A 16,203-nucleotide genomic window follows, 5' to 3' on the forward strand; every position below is an offset into this window, starting at 1 on the left:
GAGCGGCAATTTCCTTCCGGGGGGCGGCAAGGCCGTGCCTCCCGCTGATCCGCCAGACGGACGGCAGCATTGGCGCGCGCCGCACCGGGAGCGAAACGGCTTACGTGGCAAGCCCCGGAAAATCAATGAATCCCGCGCATGCGCGAGGCGGCGGCAAAAAAAATGCAACATTGCTTAAAGCTCTGCGTGCTGCCGCCGTTCTCCCCTTTCGAGGCCGCAACCGCCACGAAGGCAAGCGACCTGAGTTGAAGCGGGAAAGGGAAACATCATGACTGTCATTAACACCAATGTCGCCGCAATGCGGGCTTCCAATGCATCGTCGAAGGCCAACGCTGGCCTGCAGACCGCCCTGGAGCGCCTGTCCACCGGCAAGCGTATCAACAGCTCGAAGGACGATGCCGCCGGCCTCGCCATCTCGACGAAGATGACTTCGGAAATCCGTGGCCTCTCCGCCGCGGTCCGCAACGCCAACGACGGCATTTCGCTGGCACAGACCGCCGAAGGCGCGCTGAGCGAAATCACCAACATCGTGCAGCGTTTCCGTGAACTGGCCGTGCAGTCGGCCAACGGCACGCTGACCAACGCAGACCGTACCGGCATCCAGGCGGAAGTCGATCAGCTGTTCGAACAGTATACCGACATCACCGACCGCACGTCGTTCAACGGCACGCAGTTGCTGGACGGTTCGGCCGCCACCGTCGACATTCAGACCGGTGCGAAGTCGGGCGAAGTCGTCACCGTCACGCTGACCGACGCCTCCACCCTGTTCACCGCCGCTCCGGCACTCGGCACGCAGGCTGGTGCCAGCACCGCGCTGACGGCGATCGACACGGCGCTGACGACCCTGGCGACCGACCGTGCGTCGCTCGGTGGTGTCCAGAACCGTCTGGAAGCATCGATCAGCACGCTGACGACCTCGATCACCAACCTGACCGAAGCCCGCTCGCGGGTGGAAGACGCTGACTTCTCGGCCGAAAGCACCGCTCTCGCCAAGCAGCAGATCCTTTCGCAGGCTTCGACGGCGATGCTCGCTCAGGCGAACCAGAGCCAGCAGGGTGTCCTCAGCCTGATCCGCTAAGATCGGCTGATACGGATTGGGCGGCAGGGTCTTGGTCCACCTTGCCGCCCGATACGACCCCCGGCACTCAACAGTCCCCACTGTGCCGGGGGTCTAACCTTCGATCAGGATCAACCGAAACCCTCGTCCCCCCGGGCGGGGGTTTTTCGCATGGGCACGCGCGCGCGCTGTCTTTCATCGCACGGGAAGGGCGCTTCGCAGGTGCAGCATGCCGCGGCGCTTGATAATCGGCCGATCCTGCCCAAGGTCATGGCGATGACGGAATGGAACAGACGCGAAATGGTTGCCGCGACAGGGGCGGCGCTGGTCATGGCGCGCAGCGGATCGCTGGCTGCCGCGACCGCTGGCCCCCAGGGGTTCGACTGGGCAACGCTGGTCGCACGGGCGCAGGCGCTTTCCGCCACGCCCTATCGCAATGTGCCGCCGAACCCCGGCGCACAGGCGGTGGATTATGATGCGCTCAATGCCGTGCGGTTCCGAGACGACCGCACACTATGGAACGACCGCAACGACGCCACCGGCATCCGCCTGTTCCCGCTCAGCCGCAATGCGAACCAGCCGGTGTTCCTGCATCTGGTGGATCGGGGTCAGGCTACGCCGATCGCTTACGATCCCGGCTTTTTCGATATGCCGGACGACAGCCCAGTGCGGGCGCTGGGCAAGGATGCCGGATTTGCGGGCTTTCGCGTGATGACGCAGGCGCGCGACGCGGACTGGCTGGTCTATATGGGTGCAAGCTATTTCCGCGCGGCGGGTGCGCGCAAGCAGTATGGCCTGTCCGCCCGCGCCGTCGCGATCGACACAAGTAGCGGACGTGAGGAGTTTCCGCGCTTCACCCATTTCTGGCTGGAGCATGACGGCCCGGCGGCCCTTACCGTCTATGCTCTGCTCGACGGTCCGGGGATCGCGGGTGCCTATCGCTTTCGCAACCGGCTCGACCAGAGCGGCGTGCATCAGGACGTGGATGCCGCGCTCTTCCCCCGGCGTGCCATCGGTGAGCTGGGCCTGATGCCGATGACGAGCATGTTCTGGTACGATCAGGCGCATCGCGCGGGCACGGACGCGCGCGCGACTGACTGGCGCCCGGAAATCCACGATTCCGACATGCTGCTCATCCGGTCGGCCAATGGCGCTGCGCAGGCGCGGCCGATGGTCAACCCCCGCGCACCGCATGTCAGCAGCTTCACCGAGCCGGACGCCCGGGGCTTTGGCCTGTTGCAGCGCGACCGCAATTTCGATCATTATCAGGATGACGGCGTCTTCTACGATCGACGCCCGTCGCTGTTCGCCACGCCACGCCAGCCTCTGGGCGGTGGCAAGGTGCGCCTATACAGCTTTCCGGCGACCAGCGAGTATGACGACAATATCGCCGCTTACTGGGTGCCCGATGCCCCGGTCGCGGCAGGAAAGCGGATCGACCTTGGCTATCGGCTCGACTGGCAGGACGACGCACCCTCGCCGCCCGCCGCGCTGGCGAGCTTAGCCGATGTGTTTCGTGGTGTGCTGGAGAGTGGCGGCGTCCGGCTGGTACTCGACTTTGCAGGTGGCCCCGCGACGGCCGACGGCGTGGCGGTGCATGTCGATACGATGAAGGCGCAGTTGCTCAAAAGCGCCGCCTATCCGGTTCTGGGACAGACGGGGCGGTGGCGCACCGTGCTCGACCTGCGGATCGACGCCGGGCTGGGTGCGGAAATCCGCGCGCAATTGCGGCAGGGCGACCGGGCGATCAGCGAAATGGTGCATTATCCGCTCAATCCCTGACGGAACTTTTGAGGGATTTCCAGACTTTATCCGTCCGACGGATAGGCAATGGGCGCTATGCGTCACATCGGCATAAGACAAAGGGTCACAAGAACATGGACAGCCTCGTCACCGGCAACAGCCGTGCGGACTGGAACGACCGGATGGTCAGGCGCGATCGTGCGGCCGCCGCTTGTGCCCCCTTGCCCGTCTTTGCCGAGCCGCGCGCATGGCACATGCCCGTACCCGCTCCGCATCCTGCCGACGAAGCGCCCAGCCTGCCGCCCGAAAGCCCGTTGGCGATGCCTGAGCAGGATTTCGCCGCAAAGCCCGAACGCCGGCGTGCCGCGCCGCCCGCCGGACCGGGGTTGCGGCGCATGACCGTGCTGTTACTGCTCTGCGCGCTTGTCGCCGGTCCGGGCATCGCGCTGATGCTCGCGCCCCTGCGTCCGCAGGGCCTTTCGGGGTGGGAAATCGGTTATCTGTTACTGGCGGTGCCGCTGTTCACCTGGATTGCATTCGGCTTTGCCAACAGCCTGATCGGCTTTGCCGCCATGCTGCGCGGGGCGGATGACGGTGGCGCGACGGCAACCGATGTCGTGCCACGTGGGCGATCGGCGATCCTGCTGCCCGTGTGCAATGAGGATTTCCTGACGATCATCGGGCGTCTTTCGATCATGGAACGGTCGCTGGAGGATCTGCCCGGCCGGGACAGTTTCGATTTCTTTATCCTTTCCGATTCCAGCGCCGAGAATGGTCAGCAAGAGAAAGAAGCCTATGCCTGCGTCCGCGACGCGTTCGTCCGCCCGGTCTATTACCGGCGGCGCACCCGCAATGTCGGACGCAAGCCGGGCAATGTCGCCGACTGGGTAAAGCGGTTCGGCGGTGCCTATGACTATATGGTGGTGCTGGACGCCGACAGCGTGATGAGCGGCCAGACCATGTGCCGCCTCGCCGCGCAGATGGACGCGCAAAGCGACGTGGCGCTGATTCAGACGATCCCGGCGGTTGTCGGCGGCCAGACGCTGTTTGCGCGCTGGCAGCAATTCGCCAGCCGCCTTTACGGGCCGATGTCGGCGCATGGCGCGATCTGGTGGTCGGACCGGCAGGCGACATTCTGGGGCCATAATGCGATCATCCGGGTCGCCGCCTTCGCGCAGAGCTGCGGCCTGCCGGAGCTGAAGGGGCGCGCGCCTTTCGGCGGGCATATCATGAGTCATGACATGGTGGAGGCGGCGCTGCTGCGGCGGCGCGGCTGGTCGGTCCGCATGGTGATGACGCAGGACAGTTTCGAGGAGTTTCCACCCTCCATGCCGGACCTTGCGATTCGTGACCGGCGGTGGTGCCAGGGCAATATCCAGCATGTGCCGCTGATCGCGCGGATTGCCGGGCTGCATGTCGTCAACCGGTTTCAATTGCTGGTCGGCGCGTCCGCCTATGTCACCTCGCCGATGTGGCTTGCGCTCATCCTGCTGGTCGTCGCGGGCGAGTTTGCCGGGGCCTGGGCAGTGAACGCAATGTTGCCTTCCGGCACGTTGCTGGGGCTGACGCTGCTGCTGCTGTTCGGCCCGAAACTGATGGCCATTGGCCTTACCCTGCGTGACAAGGCGCGGCTGAAGACCTTCGGCGGCGCGGGACGCCTCGCGGTCAGCGCGATTGCCGAAGCCCTGCTGTCGGTCCTGACCGCCCCGGTGCAGATGCTGACACACAGCATCAACCTCACCAGCATATTGGCGGGCCGCAAGAGCGCGTGGAACGGCCAGTCGCGCGATTGCGACGGCATTCCGATGCGCGAGGCGATCCGCACCTTCCGCTATCATGTCGCGCTGGGTGTCGTCCTGCTGGTTGGCGGTGCCTCGTCGGGGATCAGTCTGCTATGGCTGACGCCGATCATCGCCGGCTTGCTGCTCGCACCGGCGCTTGCGTGCGTGACGGCACGCAAGGATATCGGGCGGATGCTGGAACGCAACGGCCTGTTCAACGTGCCCAAGGCATGGTGGCAGGCGGCAAGCTATCGCCCGCTGCGCACGCGGCTGTCGGTCGGGCGCGCGACGTCGGTGTGGACTGCGCCCATCGCCGTGGCAAACGACGCCTGACAGACAGGATCATTCGTCAGCCGTCAGTCGTTCCAGTCGGCCAGCATGCCGCGCAGCTTGTCGAGCGCGGCTTTCTTGATCTGGCAGACGCGCGCGGCACCGATGTCCAGCGTCGCGCCGATTTCCTCGAGGTTCAGTTCCTCGACGAAATAGAGTTGCAGGACGATCGCCTCGCGCTGCGGCAGTTTCGATATTCCCTGTGCGATCGCTTTCTTTAGGCTTTCGCGTTCCAGCACGTCGTCGGCGCGATCCTCGACATCGGCAAACCACATTGACTGGTCCGAATAGGCTTCGTCGATGCTGCTGTGCTGGACCATTTCGGCGCTGTCGGCGGCGACGCGATAGTCGGCAGGCGTCATTTCGAGATGCGCGGACATTTCCGCTTCCGTAGGCACCCGGCCGAGGCGCTGTTCGAGTTCGCTGCGCGCCTTCCCCAGTTTCTTGCGCGTCGCCATGGCGGAGCGGCACAGCGTCGCATGGCGGCGCAGATGATCGATCATCGCCCCACGCACGCGCATCTGCGCATAAGTGGCAAAGCCATGGCCACGATCCTCGAAGCCGTTGGCGGCCTCGACCAGTGCGAGCATGCCGATCTGGAGCAGATCCTCGATCTCGATCGCGCTCGATACCCGGCCATGGACATGCCAGGCGATCTTGCGGACGAGCGGCATATATTGCTTCGAAAGCTGCGCGGGCGTGAGCGGCCCGGCGGTGCGGCCATAAGTATTCGCGTCTGCCGCGGTGATCTTTTTCATATACATCGGCGCGCGACTCCTCAGGCAACCCGCTCGCGTGGCGCAGGCATCGTCCCCGGCAGGGGATCATGCCGCGGCATCGCTCGCTGCTCTCCCCCAACCACCGCCACCACTTCCACAGGCTTCCCGTCGGGAATCTCAAGGAAGGACAGCACAGGCGTTTCTGGCAGATGAGGCTTAAAAAGTCGTGCAAGCGCGCGACGGGCCATCGGCGACGTCACAATCGCGAAATTGCGGGCCTGCCCCATGATCGGACGCGCGGCCTGCGTCACGGCTTCCACGATCCGCCCGGCGAGGGCAGGTTCGATCGGATGTTTGGCGTCGCCCGCAACGCGCATTGCCTGCGCCAGCAGGGCTTCCAGATCGCCGTCGAGCGTAATGACCGGCAGCGGCATCTTGACCGGCACAAGGCCCTGAATGATGAGCGAACCGATCCGCTGACGGACGGCCTCCACCAGTTGCTCGTGGCTGTAATCGGGCCGTGCGGCATCGATCATCGCCTCGCAGATGCGGCGGAAGTCCTTGAGCGCAATGCCTTCCATCAGCAGCGAGCGGCAGACGGCGGAAATCTGGGCAAGGCTGAGCAGCGCGGGCGTGAGACCGTCGACCAGCTGCGGCGCATTGTCCTTCAGCGCGTCGAGCAGCTTGCGCGCTTCGTCCAGACCGAACATTTCGGCGGCGTTCATGGCGATGAGCTGGTTGAGATGGGTGGCGACGACCGTGGCCGGATCGACCACCGTATAGCCGCACACCACCGCTTCGCTGCGCTTGTCCTGCGCGATCCACACCGCGTCGAGACCGAAGGTCGGATCCTTGCACGCGCGACCGGGCACTTCGCCTTCGAGCGCACCGCTGTCGAGCGCCAGCAGATCTTCCGGCCAGATTTCATCCTCGCCGACCACGACACCGGCGATGGTGATGCGATAGGCGTTGGGTTCAAGCGCCAGATTGTCCTTCACCCGCACCATCGGCACGACGAAGCCCAGTTCGCGGGACAACTGGCGGCGGATGCCGGTGATGCGGGTCATGAGCGGCGCGCCCTTGCGCTCGTCCACCATGCCGATCAGACCATAGCCGATTTCGAGGCCGAGCACCGCGCCGTCGGACACGTCTTCCCATTCGATATGCGCGGGATTGACGGGTTCGGGCTGCGGCGCGGGCGCGTTTTTCTTGGCTTTGGCTGCCTTGTTGAGCTTCCATGCGATGAACGCGCACAGCGCCGCCGCGGGCAGGATGATCATGTGCGGCATGCCCGGCAATATGCCCAGGAAGCCCAGGATCGCAGCGACCGGCAGCCAGGCCTTGCCCGCGCCGAACTGGCTGGCGATCTGGCCCGACAGATCATGTTCGGAGGTGACGCGGGTGACGATGGACGCGGCGGCGATGGACAGCAGGAGCGCAGGCACCTGCGCCACCAGCGCGTCGCCGATCGCCAGGATGATGTACGTCGAGGCCGCTTCGCTCAGTGTCAGACCATGGCTGACAAGGCCCAGCACGATGCCGCCGACGATGTTGATGACGAGAATGAGAATACCGGCGATGGCATCGCCCTTCACGAACTTGGACGCACCATCCATCGAGCCGTAGAAATCTGCTTCGGTCGCGATTTCGGCGCGGCGGCGCTTGGCTTCTTCGGGGGTCATCAAGCCCGCGTTCAGATCCGCGTCGATCGCCATCTGCTTGCCGGGCATGGCGTCCAGCGTAAAGCGGGCGGACACTTCGGACACGCGGCCCGCGCCCTTGGTGATGACCACCAGGTTGATGATCATCAAAATGGCAAAGACGAAGATGCCGACGACATAGTCGCCGCCGATCAGCAGATTGCCGAAGGATTCGATGACGTGCCCCGCCGCATCCGCGCCGGTATGCCCGTCAACCAGCACCACGCGCGTCGAGGCGACGTTGAGCGCCAGGCGCAGGAGCGTCGCGAACAGCAGCACCGTGGGAAAGCTGGAGAAATCGAGCGGCTTGGCGGCGTTGAGGGCGACCATCAGCACCGCGAGCGAGATCATGATGTTCGTGATGAACCCGATGTCGAGCAGCAGTGCGGGCACCGGCACCATCATGAACATCACGACCATCAGCGTCGCGAGCGGCAGCACCGCTCCCTTCGCTGCGCTCATCCACACTTTGCCGCTGGCCTGACTGCGTGTCATATCCTGATCTTACCTTCCGAACGTCGCGAGCATGAGATAGGCGAGCCGGGCCGTCGCCGGCTCCGGCCTGTTGGTATCGACGGCAGTGGTGCTGGCCGCGAGCCGCTGCGTTTCGATCCGCACATAATCGGCGGGCTGCACCGGCTTTGATCCGGCGGGCAGCGACCAGTCGGCGGGGATCGCGGCATCGACATATTCGACCGCCACACCCTGCGCACCCCGGTTCAGCTTCGCCTCGAACCCGGCGCGGATGTCGGCGAAGCTCCGGGCATTGCCTTGCCGGTCGTAGAAGATGGAGCGATTGGCGCGCGCGGCCGAAGGAAACAGCGATGCGGCGCTGGCCCCAGGCGCGGCGTCATGCGCGGAAAGAAACTTCGCCGCGCCGCCGACGCCCAGAAAATGCGCGAGATAGAGATCGACGGGCTGCGCCTCCCGGCCCAGCCGCTTTTCGAGATAGGCCTTGTTGTCGGACGCATGTTCCGCCGCCATCACCGACGCCGTTTCGGGATGATTGCGCAGGTCGAGGATCTGTTGGCGCAGATGCGGGTCGGACACATAATAGCGTCCATTGCTGCCCTGGCTGATCGCATCCGAAGCCCAGTCCAGCCCATATTCGCTGCCATGGTCGTTGATGACCGCCAGCCAGCTCTGGTCGACGAACTGGTAAAGACCCGTGGCAGAGGATGTGCTTGCCTTCGCGGTCGGGTTCAGGCTGCTTTCGATTTTCGCCTGCCCCAGCAGATAGGAGAAATCGACGCCGGTGCGGCGGCTTGCCATCGCAATCGCGTTGGTCACGCGATTGCCGACGCCGCCGACGCTGGCATTTCCGGTACTGTTCATGTCGGCAACGGCAGACACTGATGATAACCCCCAATTGGTACAGGGTTATTTAAGCAAGTACCGTGCCATTTTTGGATTTTTGAAATGACATGAAAAAAGCCCGGAAATCCGGGCCATTTTCAAATATCGTTCCCCGGCGAAAGCCGGGGTCCAGGATAACGGAATACTGCTGTGTGAGACCCTGGACCCCGGCTTTCGCCGGGGAACAATTACCGTACAGTCAGATAGCGTCCCACTCAGCGGCCGTATGTCAGCGGCGTCTGCCGCGCGCCATGGGCTGCGGCCATTTCCATGCGCTGACGGACATGGTCCTGCAGCACATTGGTGTGGATACGGGCGCTTTCGATGACCGGCATCAGATCCTTCAACCCCGCGCGCACCGCCGGTTCATCGCGCCACGCGCCTGCCGCGCGCACCTGTGCCGTCGCTTCGCGCACGCGGGCGGCGGCGGCGTCCAGCGCGATGGCGTCGTTGCCCTCAAGCGCGGTGCGCAGCGCGGCGAAGGCATCGCGCAACATATCAAGGGCAGCAACCGTCATGCCCGGATCAATCCTGCGGCAGATCGAGGTCGAGCATCTTCTGCGCAATCGCGTCGGCATCGACCGGATAATTGCCCGATGCGATCGCCGCCTTGATGGCGCCGATACGGTCCATGTCGATGGGTGCGCCCTCGGCCGCCATCCGCGCTGCGGGGCTGGGCGATACGCCATCGGCCCCCGATTTCCGGCCCGAAACGCTGCCGGACGGCGCGCTCTTGCCGCTTTCCCGGAGCTTTGCGGTGTCGATGGCGGAGCCAGACCCCAGTCCAATCGCATTAATCATGGGTCACGTCCTTCTCGTATCCGGCGGTCCAGAGCGCCGGAAAAAATGCCTGTACAGGCCTATATACGGCAGCATTCAGTAATCCTTAAATCCCGGAATCTTCACAAGCCCGGTTTCGACCACTTGCGCCAAAACCGGCGCTGCTTTTTTGTCCTCGCCGCGCACGCGGATCATCGCGCCGATCGCACCATCCTCATCCGCTACCATCAGGCGCGAGACCTGGAACAGCGCACCCCCGGCAACAAGCTGCACCGGATCGCCGCGCTTGACCACGATGTCGCGGCTGGGCGCGGGCCGGGCGGCGACAGGCCGCGCAACGGGCGCCGCCACCGGTGTGACATTGGCCTGCACCCCGCCGGTGGACAAGGGCACGCGAATCCGCCATCCCAGCGCATCGCATTTGACGATCGCCGCCCCGAAAACCGGGCCTTCCACGTTCGGCGTGGACGGGCACGGGGCCAGTTTCAGCCGCCGGTCAATCGGCGCGACCGGACCGCCCGGCTGGCCGAGATTGGCACCCACGGTCATCGCCACCAGACTGTCCAGCCGGTCGAGATTTTCGAACCTCTGCTGGGCCATCGCCGGACCGGCCGCGAGTGCTGCCGCCAGTATCGCCGCCAGTGCCGCCATGGTCATCGTCGAAAATATGCGCAAAGCCTGTCTCCTGACATTCAATGCACATACGAAAGCAATTGTCGTGCCAGTCGCTCAGTGTGGCGGGCTCCGGCGGCCCGGTATGACGCGGATCACTTGACCGGATGCCCCTTCGGCGCGCTGGTCAAGCCCGCGAATAACGAGCGCATCCTCCCGCAATCCGGCGTTTTTCAGCGATCGCGCGACTGCGCCCAGCCGCGCGGCTGCCAGATCCCAGCTATCGAACCGGGCCGTCCCACTGTCCTGCCCGGCCGAGGCCAGCTCGACACTGGCACCTTGCGCGACATAGTGCCGCGCCACCGCTTCGATCTTCGCAATACCGGCAGGTGTCAGCATCGCCTCGCCCGGCACGAACAGCGCGTCGGCGCGCCAGTTTTCGCCTTGCGCCATCGGCTTTGCGCCAAATTGTGCGCCAACGCCGTTCAGCACCTGGGTGCTGCTGTGGCCGCTCGCCTGCAGAAGCACGAAAAAACCCAGCAGAAGCAGCGCCAGATCAGCAAAGCTGATGGCCCAGCGCGCGCTGCGCATCTGACCATCGGCGCGCATCAGGCGACTTCGCGCATGGCGGCGCGGCGCACCGGCGCATTTTCGCGCCGGGCGACGGCCAGCATCCGCTCGCACAAAGCCTGCTGCCAGGCGTGTTCACGCTGCGAAAGGCTGATGAGCCGCGCTGCCACCGGCGCCGCGATCAAATTGGCCAGGACCACGCCATAGAGCGTCGTGAGCAATGCCAGCGCCATGGCGGGGCCGATGCGGGCGGGATCATCCATCGCCGCGAACATGCCGATCAGGCCGATGATGGTGCCCGCCATGCCGAGCGCGGGTGCGGAATCCGCCAGCGAATACCAGACGTTATGGACCGATCGGTGCCGCTCGGCGCGATCGGCGAGCGTCTGCGTTGCCCACATTTCGAACTGTTCGATCCGCTCGCAATGGGAAAACTTCCGTACTGCTTCGGCCAGAAAGGGATGGGCGCGCCGCACCGTGTCGGTGCAGAGGCGATCGGTGCAGGCAATGCCGCGCAATTGCGCGAGATGATCGACCTGAAGCATGGCGGCGCGCGCGGCATCGCGATCCCGATCGGGCTTTGCGGTGACCAGCGGACCCAGCGCGCGCATGGCATTGCCCAGCGCCGCCGCACCGTTCTGGAGCAGGGCCAGAGTCAGCATGCCGCCCAGCATCAGCACCAGAGTGAACGGATCGAGGATCGCATCCAGAATGTTCGTCACCCGCAATCCCCCTTCCACCGGCGTTTTCCGCCCGCATCGCGCCGCGCCTGCCGGGCGGCAAAAGCCGGCCAGCGACCGGCAAAAAATTGCCGCCCTTGCCGCAGATGCACGGCAAAACCACGGAAATGCTTGGGTCCCGAACCGGCAAAGGCCATCGCGCCAAAAACTGGCACGGCCTTTGCAGATATCCGTCTGGACCGGCCACCCCATGATCCACAACGATCAGAACGGCAGTCGGCTTGGAAACTTTAACGGGGACGAAACGGCAGATGAGCCTGGAAGACAGCCTGTTCGGTGTGCACGGCAAGGCGCTTGCGCTGCGTTCGCAGCGGCTGAGCCTGCTGGCGTCCAACATCGCCAACGCATCGACGCCCAATTACAAGGCGCGCGATATCGATTTCGAAGCCGCGCTGAAAACCGCGACGGAGGAAGGCGCCAGCGCAGGCACCGCGGCACAGGGCGCGATGGGCTATCGCATTCCGCTTCAGCCCAGCGTCGATGGCAACACCGTCGAGCTTTCAACCGAACAGACGCTGTTCGCCGAAAATGCGGTCAAATACCGCACGACGCTGTCTTTCCTCGAAGGCCGCATCAACACCCTCAACCGCGCGCTTCGGGGAGAATGACGATGGCCGGTGATCCCATGAACATCTTTGACATCGCCGGGCGTGCCATGTCGGCACAGCTTGTGCGCCTCAACGCGACCGCGTCCAACATGGCCAATGCCGGCAATGTGACCGGCAGCGAAAAGTCCGCCTATCGCGCGATCCGCCCGGTGTTCCAGTCTGTCACCGAAAAGCCGGGCGTGTCCACGGTCACGGTCGATCGCGTCGTCACCACGGATGCCAAGCCGGTGAAGCGCCACGATCCCAATCATCCGCTGGCCGATGCCAATGGCGACGTGTTCGAAGCGGCGGTCGACAGCAGCGCGGAGCTTGTCGACATGCTCGAATCCGCGCGGATGTATCAGAACAATGTGCAGGTCCTCCAGACCGCCAAGTCCCTCATGCTCGAAACCATAAGGATCGGCAAATGACCACGACTGTCACCGATAGCGCCGGGTTGACGCTTACGCAGACCAAGACTGCGAAGGAAACCGGCAATTCCAACATGGACCAGGCCGATTTCCTGCGGCTGCTGACCACGCAGTTGCAGACGCAGGATCCTTTCGAGCCTGTCAACAACAGCGAGATGGTGTCGCAGATGGCGACCATCACCAATTCCAGCGGCATCGCAGAAATGAATGCCTCGCTGAAAGAGATCAAGAATGAGCTGTCAGGCACGCGCCTTGGCGATGCGGCAAGCTGGATCGGTCGCTCGATGCTGGTCGAAAGCAACCTCGCCGCGCCCGACGCGGCCGGTCAATATGCCGGCGAAGTCGCGATCACCGAAGCCAGTACGGCGCTCAGCGTCGATCTGGTCGATGGCAGCGGCAATGTCGTGAAATCCATCGACCTTGGCGCACAGGACGCAGGCAATGTCGCCTTCTACTGGGACGGCAAGGACGACGCAGGCAACAACATCGGCACGCAGACGCTGCAAGTGAAAGTGCGTGGCGCCGCCAATGCGCAAGTCGCGACCTGGGCCAGCATCGCCGCCGTGCAGTCACCCGCGGATGGCAGCGCCTCCAAACTCATCACGCCGCTTGGCACCTTCGATCCGTCCGCAGCCATCCGGCTCGGCTGACCATCCTCACGCAGGGAGTATAAACCATGTCCTTCTACACCTCGCTTTCGGGCCTCAAAGCCGCCCAGTCCGACCTGTCGACGATTTCGAACAACGTCGCGAACGTCAACACGACCGCCTTCAAGAAGAGCAAGGCTGCTTTCGGCGATATCTTCGCCTCCGCGCCGACGCAGAACACCCGCCAGGTCGCGGGCCAGGGCGTGCGCGTGCTCGGCATCAACCAGCAGTTCGTGCAGGGCACGATCGAGACGACGGACAAGACGCTCGATCTTGCGGTAACCGGCGAAGGCTTCTTCACGGTGAGAACCGTCGGCACCGGCGGCACGACATCCTATACCCGCAACGGCGCGTTCAGCGTGGACAACAACCGCTTCGTGATCGACACCACCGGTGCGCGGCTGCAGGTGCTGCCGGTTGATACCGCCGGCAACATCACCGGCACCACCACGGCAGACCTGACCGATCTCCAGATCCCGCTGACGAAGCCCAGCGATCCCACGATCCAGCTCGCCAGCGTGTCGGTATCGGAAAAGGGCATCATCGGCGCGACCTATGCAGATGGCACCACCGAACCGATCGGCGCGGTGGCAATGGCCAATTTCGCCAGCCAGGACGGCCTGCGCCAGAAGGGCGACGCGCATTGGGAAGCCTCCATCAGCAGCGGCAACGCCCAATATGGCGGCGCGGGCCAGGGCCTCTACGGATCGGTCCGCTCGGGCGCGCTGGAACGCTCCAATGTCGATATTACCGAGGAACTGGTCAGCCTGATTTCCGCACAGCGCAATTTTCAGGCGAATGCCAAGGCAATCGAAACCGGCACCGCGATGACGCAGACGATCATCCAGCTGCGTACGTGATCGCGGTCGGATAAAGGCAAGGAACGCTCATGGATCGGCTGGTTCACACATCGCTTACGGCACTGCGCGGCGCGATGGCGCGGCAAACGGCTGTCGCCAACAATCTGGCGAACGCCAACACCGTCGGCTTCCGCGCGGAGATCGCGAACGCCTCCACCCGCTATCTCGACGGGCAGACGTTCAAGACGCGCGCGCAGCAGGCCGAACAGGTGGTGGCGGCCGACATGAACCAGGGTGCCGTCACTCAGACCGGCAACCCGCTCGACGTAGCGCTGAACGGCGACGCGCTGCTGGCGGTGCAGGCCGACGACGGCGCAGAGGCCTACACCCGGCGCGGTGACCTCAAACTCAGCGAAAGCGGGCTGCTCACCACCGGCGACGGCAAGCCCGTGCTGGGCGAAGGCGGACCGATCACCCTGCCCGCCGCCGATAGCATCAGCATTGCCAAGGACGGCAGCATCTGGATCGTGCCGCAGGGCGGCGAAGCGAACCAGCCTCAGCGCGTCGATGCACTCAAGCTCGCCAACGCCAGCGGCAGCAGCATCAAGAAGGGTACCGATGGCCTGTTCCGCGAAGTGAACGGCGGCGCATTGCCGCAGGACCCGCTAGCCAGCGTGACATCGGGTTCGGTCGAGGGATCAAACGTCAACCCGACGCAGGCGCTGGTCCAGATGATCGAGGCCAGCCGCGCCTGGGAAACGCAGATCAAGATGATCACCACCGCCAGGGAAATCGACGACGGGGGCGCATCGCTGATGCGCCTGGATGCCTGATACGCATCCCCGACCGACACGCTTAGGAAGGATTGAACGATGAGCAACGCCGCCCTCCACGTCGCCCGCACGGGTCTCGACGCGCAGAACACCAAGATGCGCGTGATCGCCAACAATCTGGCGAACGTGAACACCACCGGGTTCAAGCGCGACCGCGCCGATTTCGAAACGCTGGCCTATCAGCAGATGATCGCCGCGGGTTCCGCGTCCGACAGCGAGAACAAGTTCGCGACCGGCCTGTCGCTCGGATCGGGCGTGGCGCTGACCGGCACCAGCAAGATCGACACGCAGGGCACCGTCAGCCAGACCGGCAACGCGCTGGACCTGGCGATCGAAGGCGCTGGCTATTTCCAGTTGCAGAAGCCCGACGGCACGATCGCCTACACGCGCGCGGGCAATTTCAGCCTGACGGCGGAAGGCACGGTTGTCAGTTCCGATGGCCTGCCGCTCATCCCCCAGATTCAGGTGCCCGAAGGCGCCACCAGCGTCACCATCGGCAACGACGGCACTGTTTCGGCCACCTTGCAGGGTGAAGCCGCACCGACGGAGCTGGGCCGCATCGAAACGGCGCGGTTCGTCAATCCGGCGGGCCTCCAGGCGGTCGGCAGCAACCTGCTGGTCGAAACGGCGGCCTCGGGCATTCCGCAGATCGGCGTGCCCGGGCTGGAAGGGCGCGGTGCGCTGCGCTCCGGCTCGCTCGAAGGATCGAACGTCAATGTCGTGGAAGAGCTGGTCGACATGATCGAGACCCAGCGCGCCTATGAAGTCAATTCGAAGATGATCAAGGCGACGGACGAAATGCTGCAATTCATCAATCAGCAGATGTGATGAAAAGGATGACCATGCGTTTCCTCACCACGTCGATCGCGCTGCTGTCCGTCGCCCTTGCGGCGCAACCGGGCGATGCCGCCAGGCGCAAGGCACCGAAGGTCGAATATACGCCGACCTATGCGGCGCCCGTCCCGCCCCCGGCGCAACCCAACGGATCGATATTCCAGATGGCGTCAGGCTATTCGGCGCTGACCAGCGGCGCGCGCGCGGCCACCGTCGGCGACATCATCACCATCACGCTGGTCGAACGCACGCAGGCAACCAAAAGCAACAGCGCGGACACCAGCCGCGATGGCTCCATCAGCCTGACGCCGCCCACCACCGGGCCGTTTTCGCTCTTCAAGCCCAGCGATGTCGGCGCAGGCGGCGGCAATACCTTCAAGGGTCAGGGCGCGGCATCGCAATCCAATGCGCTGTCGGGCGAAATCACGGTGACGATCGCGCAGGTCTATCCCAACGGCACCATGCTGGTGCGCGGCGAAAAGGCGCTGACGCTCAATCGCGGAGACGAGTTCATCCAGATCTCCGGGCTGATCCGGCAAGCCGATGTAAGCCCCGACAACCGGGTGCTCTCGACACGCGTCGCCGATGCCAAGATCATCTACACCGGCAAGGGCGAAATCGCCCGCGCCAGCCGTCAGGGCTGGCTGCAACGCTTCTTCACCATGCTCAGCCCCTTCTGATGC

At 64.5% G+C, this 16,203-nt stretch carries 18 protein-coding genes; 10 read left to right on the top strand and 8 right to left on the bottom strand.

Features of this window, described 5'->3' with window-relative positions; genetic code table 11:
• Nucleotides 1-268 precede the first annotated feature (268 nt).
• The 3 genes from ENE74_RS01525 to mdoH all read left to right on the top strand — a co-directional run bounded on the left by ENE74_RS01525 (nt 269) and on the right by mdoH (nt 4,914).
• Nucleotides 269-1,078, top strand: coding sequence for a flagellin N-terminal helical domain-containing protein (locus ENE74_RS01525; protein ID WP_127688878.1), 810 nt, complete (start codon nt 269-271; stop codon nt 1,076-1,078).
• A 255-nt stretch (nt 1,079-1,333) separates the two neighbouring features.
• Nucleotides 1,334-2,839 carry an OpgD/OpgG family glucan biosynthesis protein gene (locus ENE74_RS01530; RefSeq protein WP_127689511.1) on the top strand — a complete coding sequence of 502 codons (1,506 nt, stop codon included), beginning with the start codon at nt 1,334-1,336 and terminating at the stop codon, nt 2,837-2,839.
• Nucleotides 2,840-2,934: 95 nt separating this feature from the next.
• Complete coding sequence (gene mdoH / locus ENE74_RS01535) at nt 2,935-4,914, top strand: glucans biosynthesis glucosyltransferase MdoH (protein ID WP_241241775.1); 1,980 nt, start codon at nt 2,935-2,937, stop codon at nt 4,912-4,914.
• Nucleotides 4,915-4,937: 23 nt separating this feature from the next.
• Here the strand turns inward: mdoH and ENE74_RS01540 are convergent, their stop codons facing one another.
• The 8 genes from ENE74_RS01540 to ENE74_RS01575 all read right to left on the bottom strand — a co-directional run bounded on the left by ENE74_RS01540 (nt 4,938) and on the right by ENE74_RS01575 (nt 11,370).
• Entirely contained in the window at nt 4,938-5,675 is a 738-nt protein-coding gene (locus tag ENE74_RS01540; protein ID WP_127688879.1) for a sigma-70 family RNA polymerase sigma factor, read from the bottom strand.
• A 14-nt stretch (nt 5,676-5,689) separates the two neighbouring features.
• A complete protein-coding gene (gene flhA, locus ENE74_RS01545) occupies nt 5,690-7,825 on the bottom strand; it encodes a flagellar biosynthesis protein FlhA (protein ID WP_127688880.1) in 2,136 nt (711 codons plus the stop codon).
• 9 nt (nt 7,826-7,834) lie between these two features.
• The gene (locus ENE74_RS01550) at nt 7,835-8,683 is read right to left on the bottom strand and encodes a lytic transglycosylase domain-containing protein (protein WP_127688881.1); all 849 of its coding nucleotides are present in this window, start codon (nt 8,681-8,683) and stop codon (nt 7,835-7,837) included.
• Nucleotides 8,684-8,901: 218 nt separating this feature from the next.
• Nucleotides 8,902-9,204 (bottom strand): hypothetical protein, encoded by a 303-nt coding sequence (locus ENE74_RS01555; RefSeq protein WP_127688882.1) that lies wholly within the window; start codon nt 9,202-9,204, stop codon nt 8,902-8,904.
• 7 nt (nt 9,205-9,211) lie between these two features.
• Nucleotides 9,212-9,487: a flagellar biosynthesis anti-sigma factor FlgM gene (gene flgM, locus ENE74_RS01560; protein ID WP_127688883.1), complete on the bottom strand. Its 276-nt coding sequence runs from the start codon at nt 9,485-9,487 to the stop codon at nt 9,212-9,214.
• 75 nt (nt 9,488-9,562) lie between these two features.
• On the bottom strand, nt 9,563-10,117 hold the full coding sequence (locus ENE74_RS01565; protein ID WP_127689513.1) for a flagella basal body P-ring formation protein FlgA: 555 nt from the start codon (nt 10,115-10,117) through the stop codon (nt 9,563-9,565).
• Between the two features lie 78 nt (nt 10,118-10,195).
• Complete coding sequence (locus ENE74_RS01570; protein ID WP_127688884.1) at nt 10,196-10,687, bottom strand: flagellar motor protein MotB; 492 nt, start codon at nt 10,685-10,687, stop codon at nt 10,196-10,198.
• Nucleotides 10,687-11,370 (bottom strand): MotA/TolQ/ExbB proton channel family protein, encoded by a 684-nt coding sequence (locus tag ENE74_RS01575; protein WP_127688885.1) that lies wholly within the window; start codon nt 11,368-11,370, stop codon nt 10,687-10,689. The genes ENE74_RS01570 and ENE74_RS01575 overlap by 1 nt, the downstream gene beginning before the upstream one ends.
• Before the next feature lie 269 nt (nt 11,371-11,639).
• Between ENE74_RS01575 and flgB the strand changes: the two genes are divergently transcribed.
• The 7 genes from flgB to ENE74_RS01610 are packed head-to-tail and all read left to right on the top strand — an operon-like array spanning nt 11,640 to nt 16,200.
• The gene (gene flgB / locus ENE74_RS01580; RefSeq protein ID WP_127688886.1) at nt 11,640-11,996 is read left to right on the top strand and encodes a flagellar basal body rod protein FlgB; all 357 of its coding nucleotides are present in this window, start codon (nt 11,640-11,642) and stop codon (nt 11,994-11,996) included.
• On the top strand, nt 11,993-12,406 hold the full coding sequence (gene flgC / locus ENE74_RS01585) for a flagellar basal body rod protein FlgC (RefSeq protein WP_420902555.1): 414 nt from the start codon (nt 11,993-11,995) through the stop codon (nt 12,404-12,406). The genes flgB and flgC overlap by 4 nt, the downstream gene beginning before the upstream one ends.
• Nucleotides 12,403-13,056, top strand: coding sequence for a flagellar hook assembly protein FlgD (locus ENE74_RS01590; protein ID WP_127688888.1), 654 nt, complete (start codon nt 12,403-12,405; stop codon nt 13,054-13,056). Before flgC ends, ENE74_RS01590 begins: the two co-directional genes overlap by 4 nt.
• Nucleotides 13,057-13,082: 26 nt before the next feature.
• Nucleotides 13,083-13,913 (top strand): flagellar hook-basal body complex protein, encoded by an 831-nt coding sequence (locus ENE74_RS01595; RefSeq protein ID WP_127688889.1) that lies wholly within the window; start codon nt 13,083-13,085, stop codon nt 13,911-13,913.
• Nucleotides 13,914-13,942: 29 nt separating this feature from the next.
• A complete protein-coding gene (flgF, locus tag ENE74_RS01600; protein ID WP_127688890.1) occupies nt 13,943-14,686 on the top strand; it encodes a flagellar basal-body rod protein FlgF in 744 nt (247 codons plus the stop codon).
• Between the two features lie 39 nt (nt 14,687-14,725).
• A complete protein-coding gene (gene flgG, locus ENE74_RS01605; RefSeq protein WP_127688891.1) occupies nt 14,726-15,514 on the top strand; it encodes a flagellar basal-body rod protein FlgG in 789 nt (262 codons plus the stop codon).
• Between the two features lie 14 nt (nt 15,515-15,528).
• Nucleotides 15,529-16,200 carry a flagellar basal body L-ring protein FlgH gene (locus tag ENE74_RS01610; RefSeq protein ID WP_206517641.1) on the top strand — a complete coding sequence of 224 codons (672 nt, stop codon included), beginning with the start codon at nt 15,529-15,531 and terminating at the stop codon, nt 16,198-16,200.
• Nucleotides 16,201-16,203 lie beyond the last annotated feature (3 nt).

Origin of the sequence: Sphingobium algorifonticola (assembly GCF_004005485.1) — a bacterium.
In the GTDB taxonomy this organism is placed as follows: domain Bacteria; phylum Pseudomonadota; class Alphaproteobacteria; order Sphingomonadales; family Sphingomonadaceae; genus Sphingobium; species Sphingobium algorifonticola.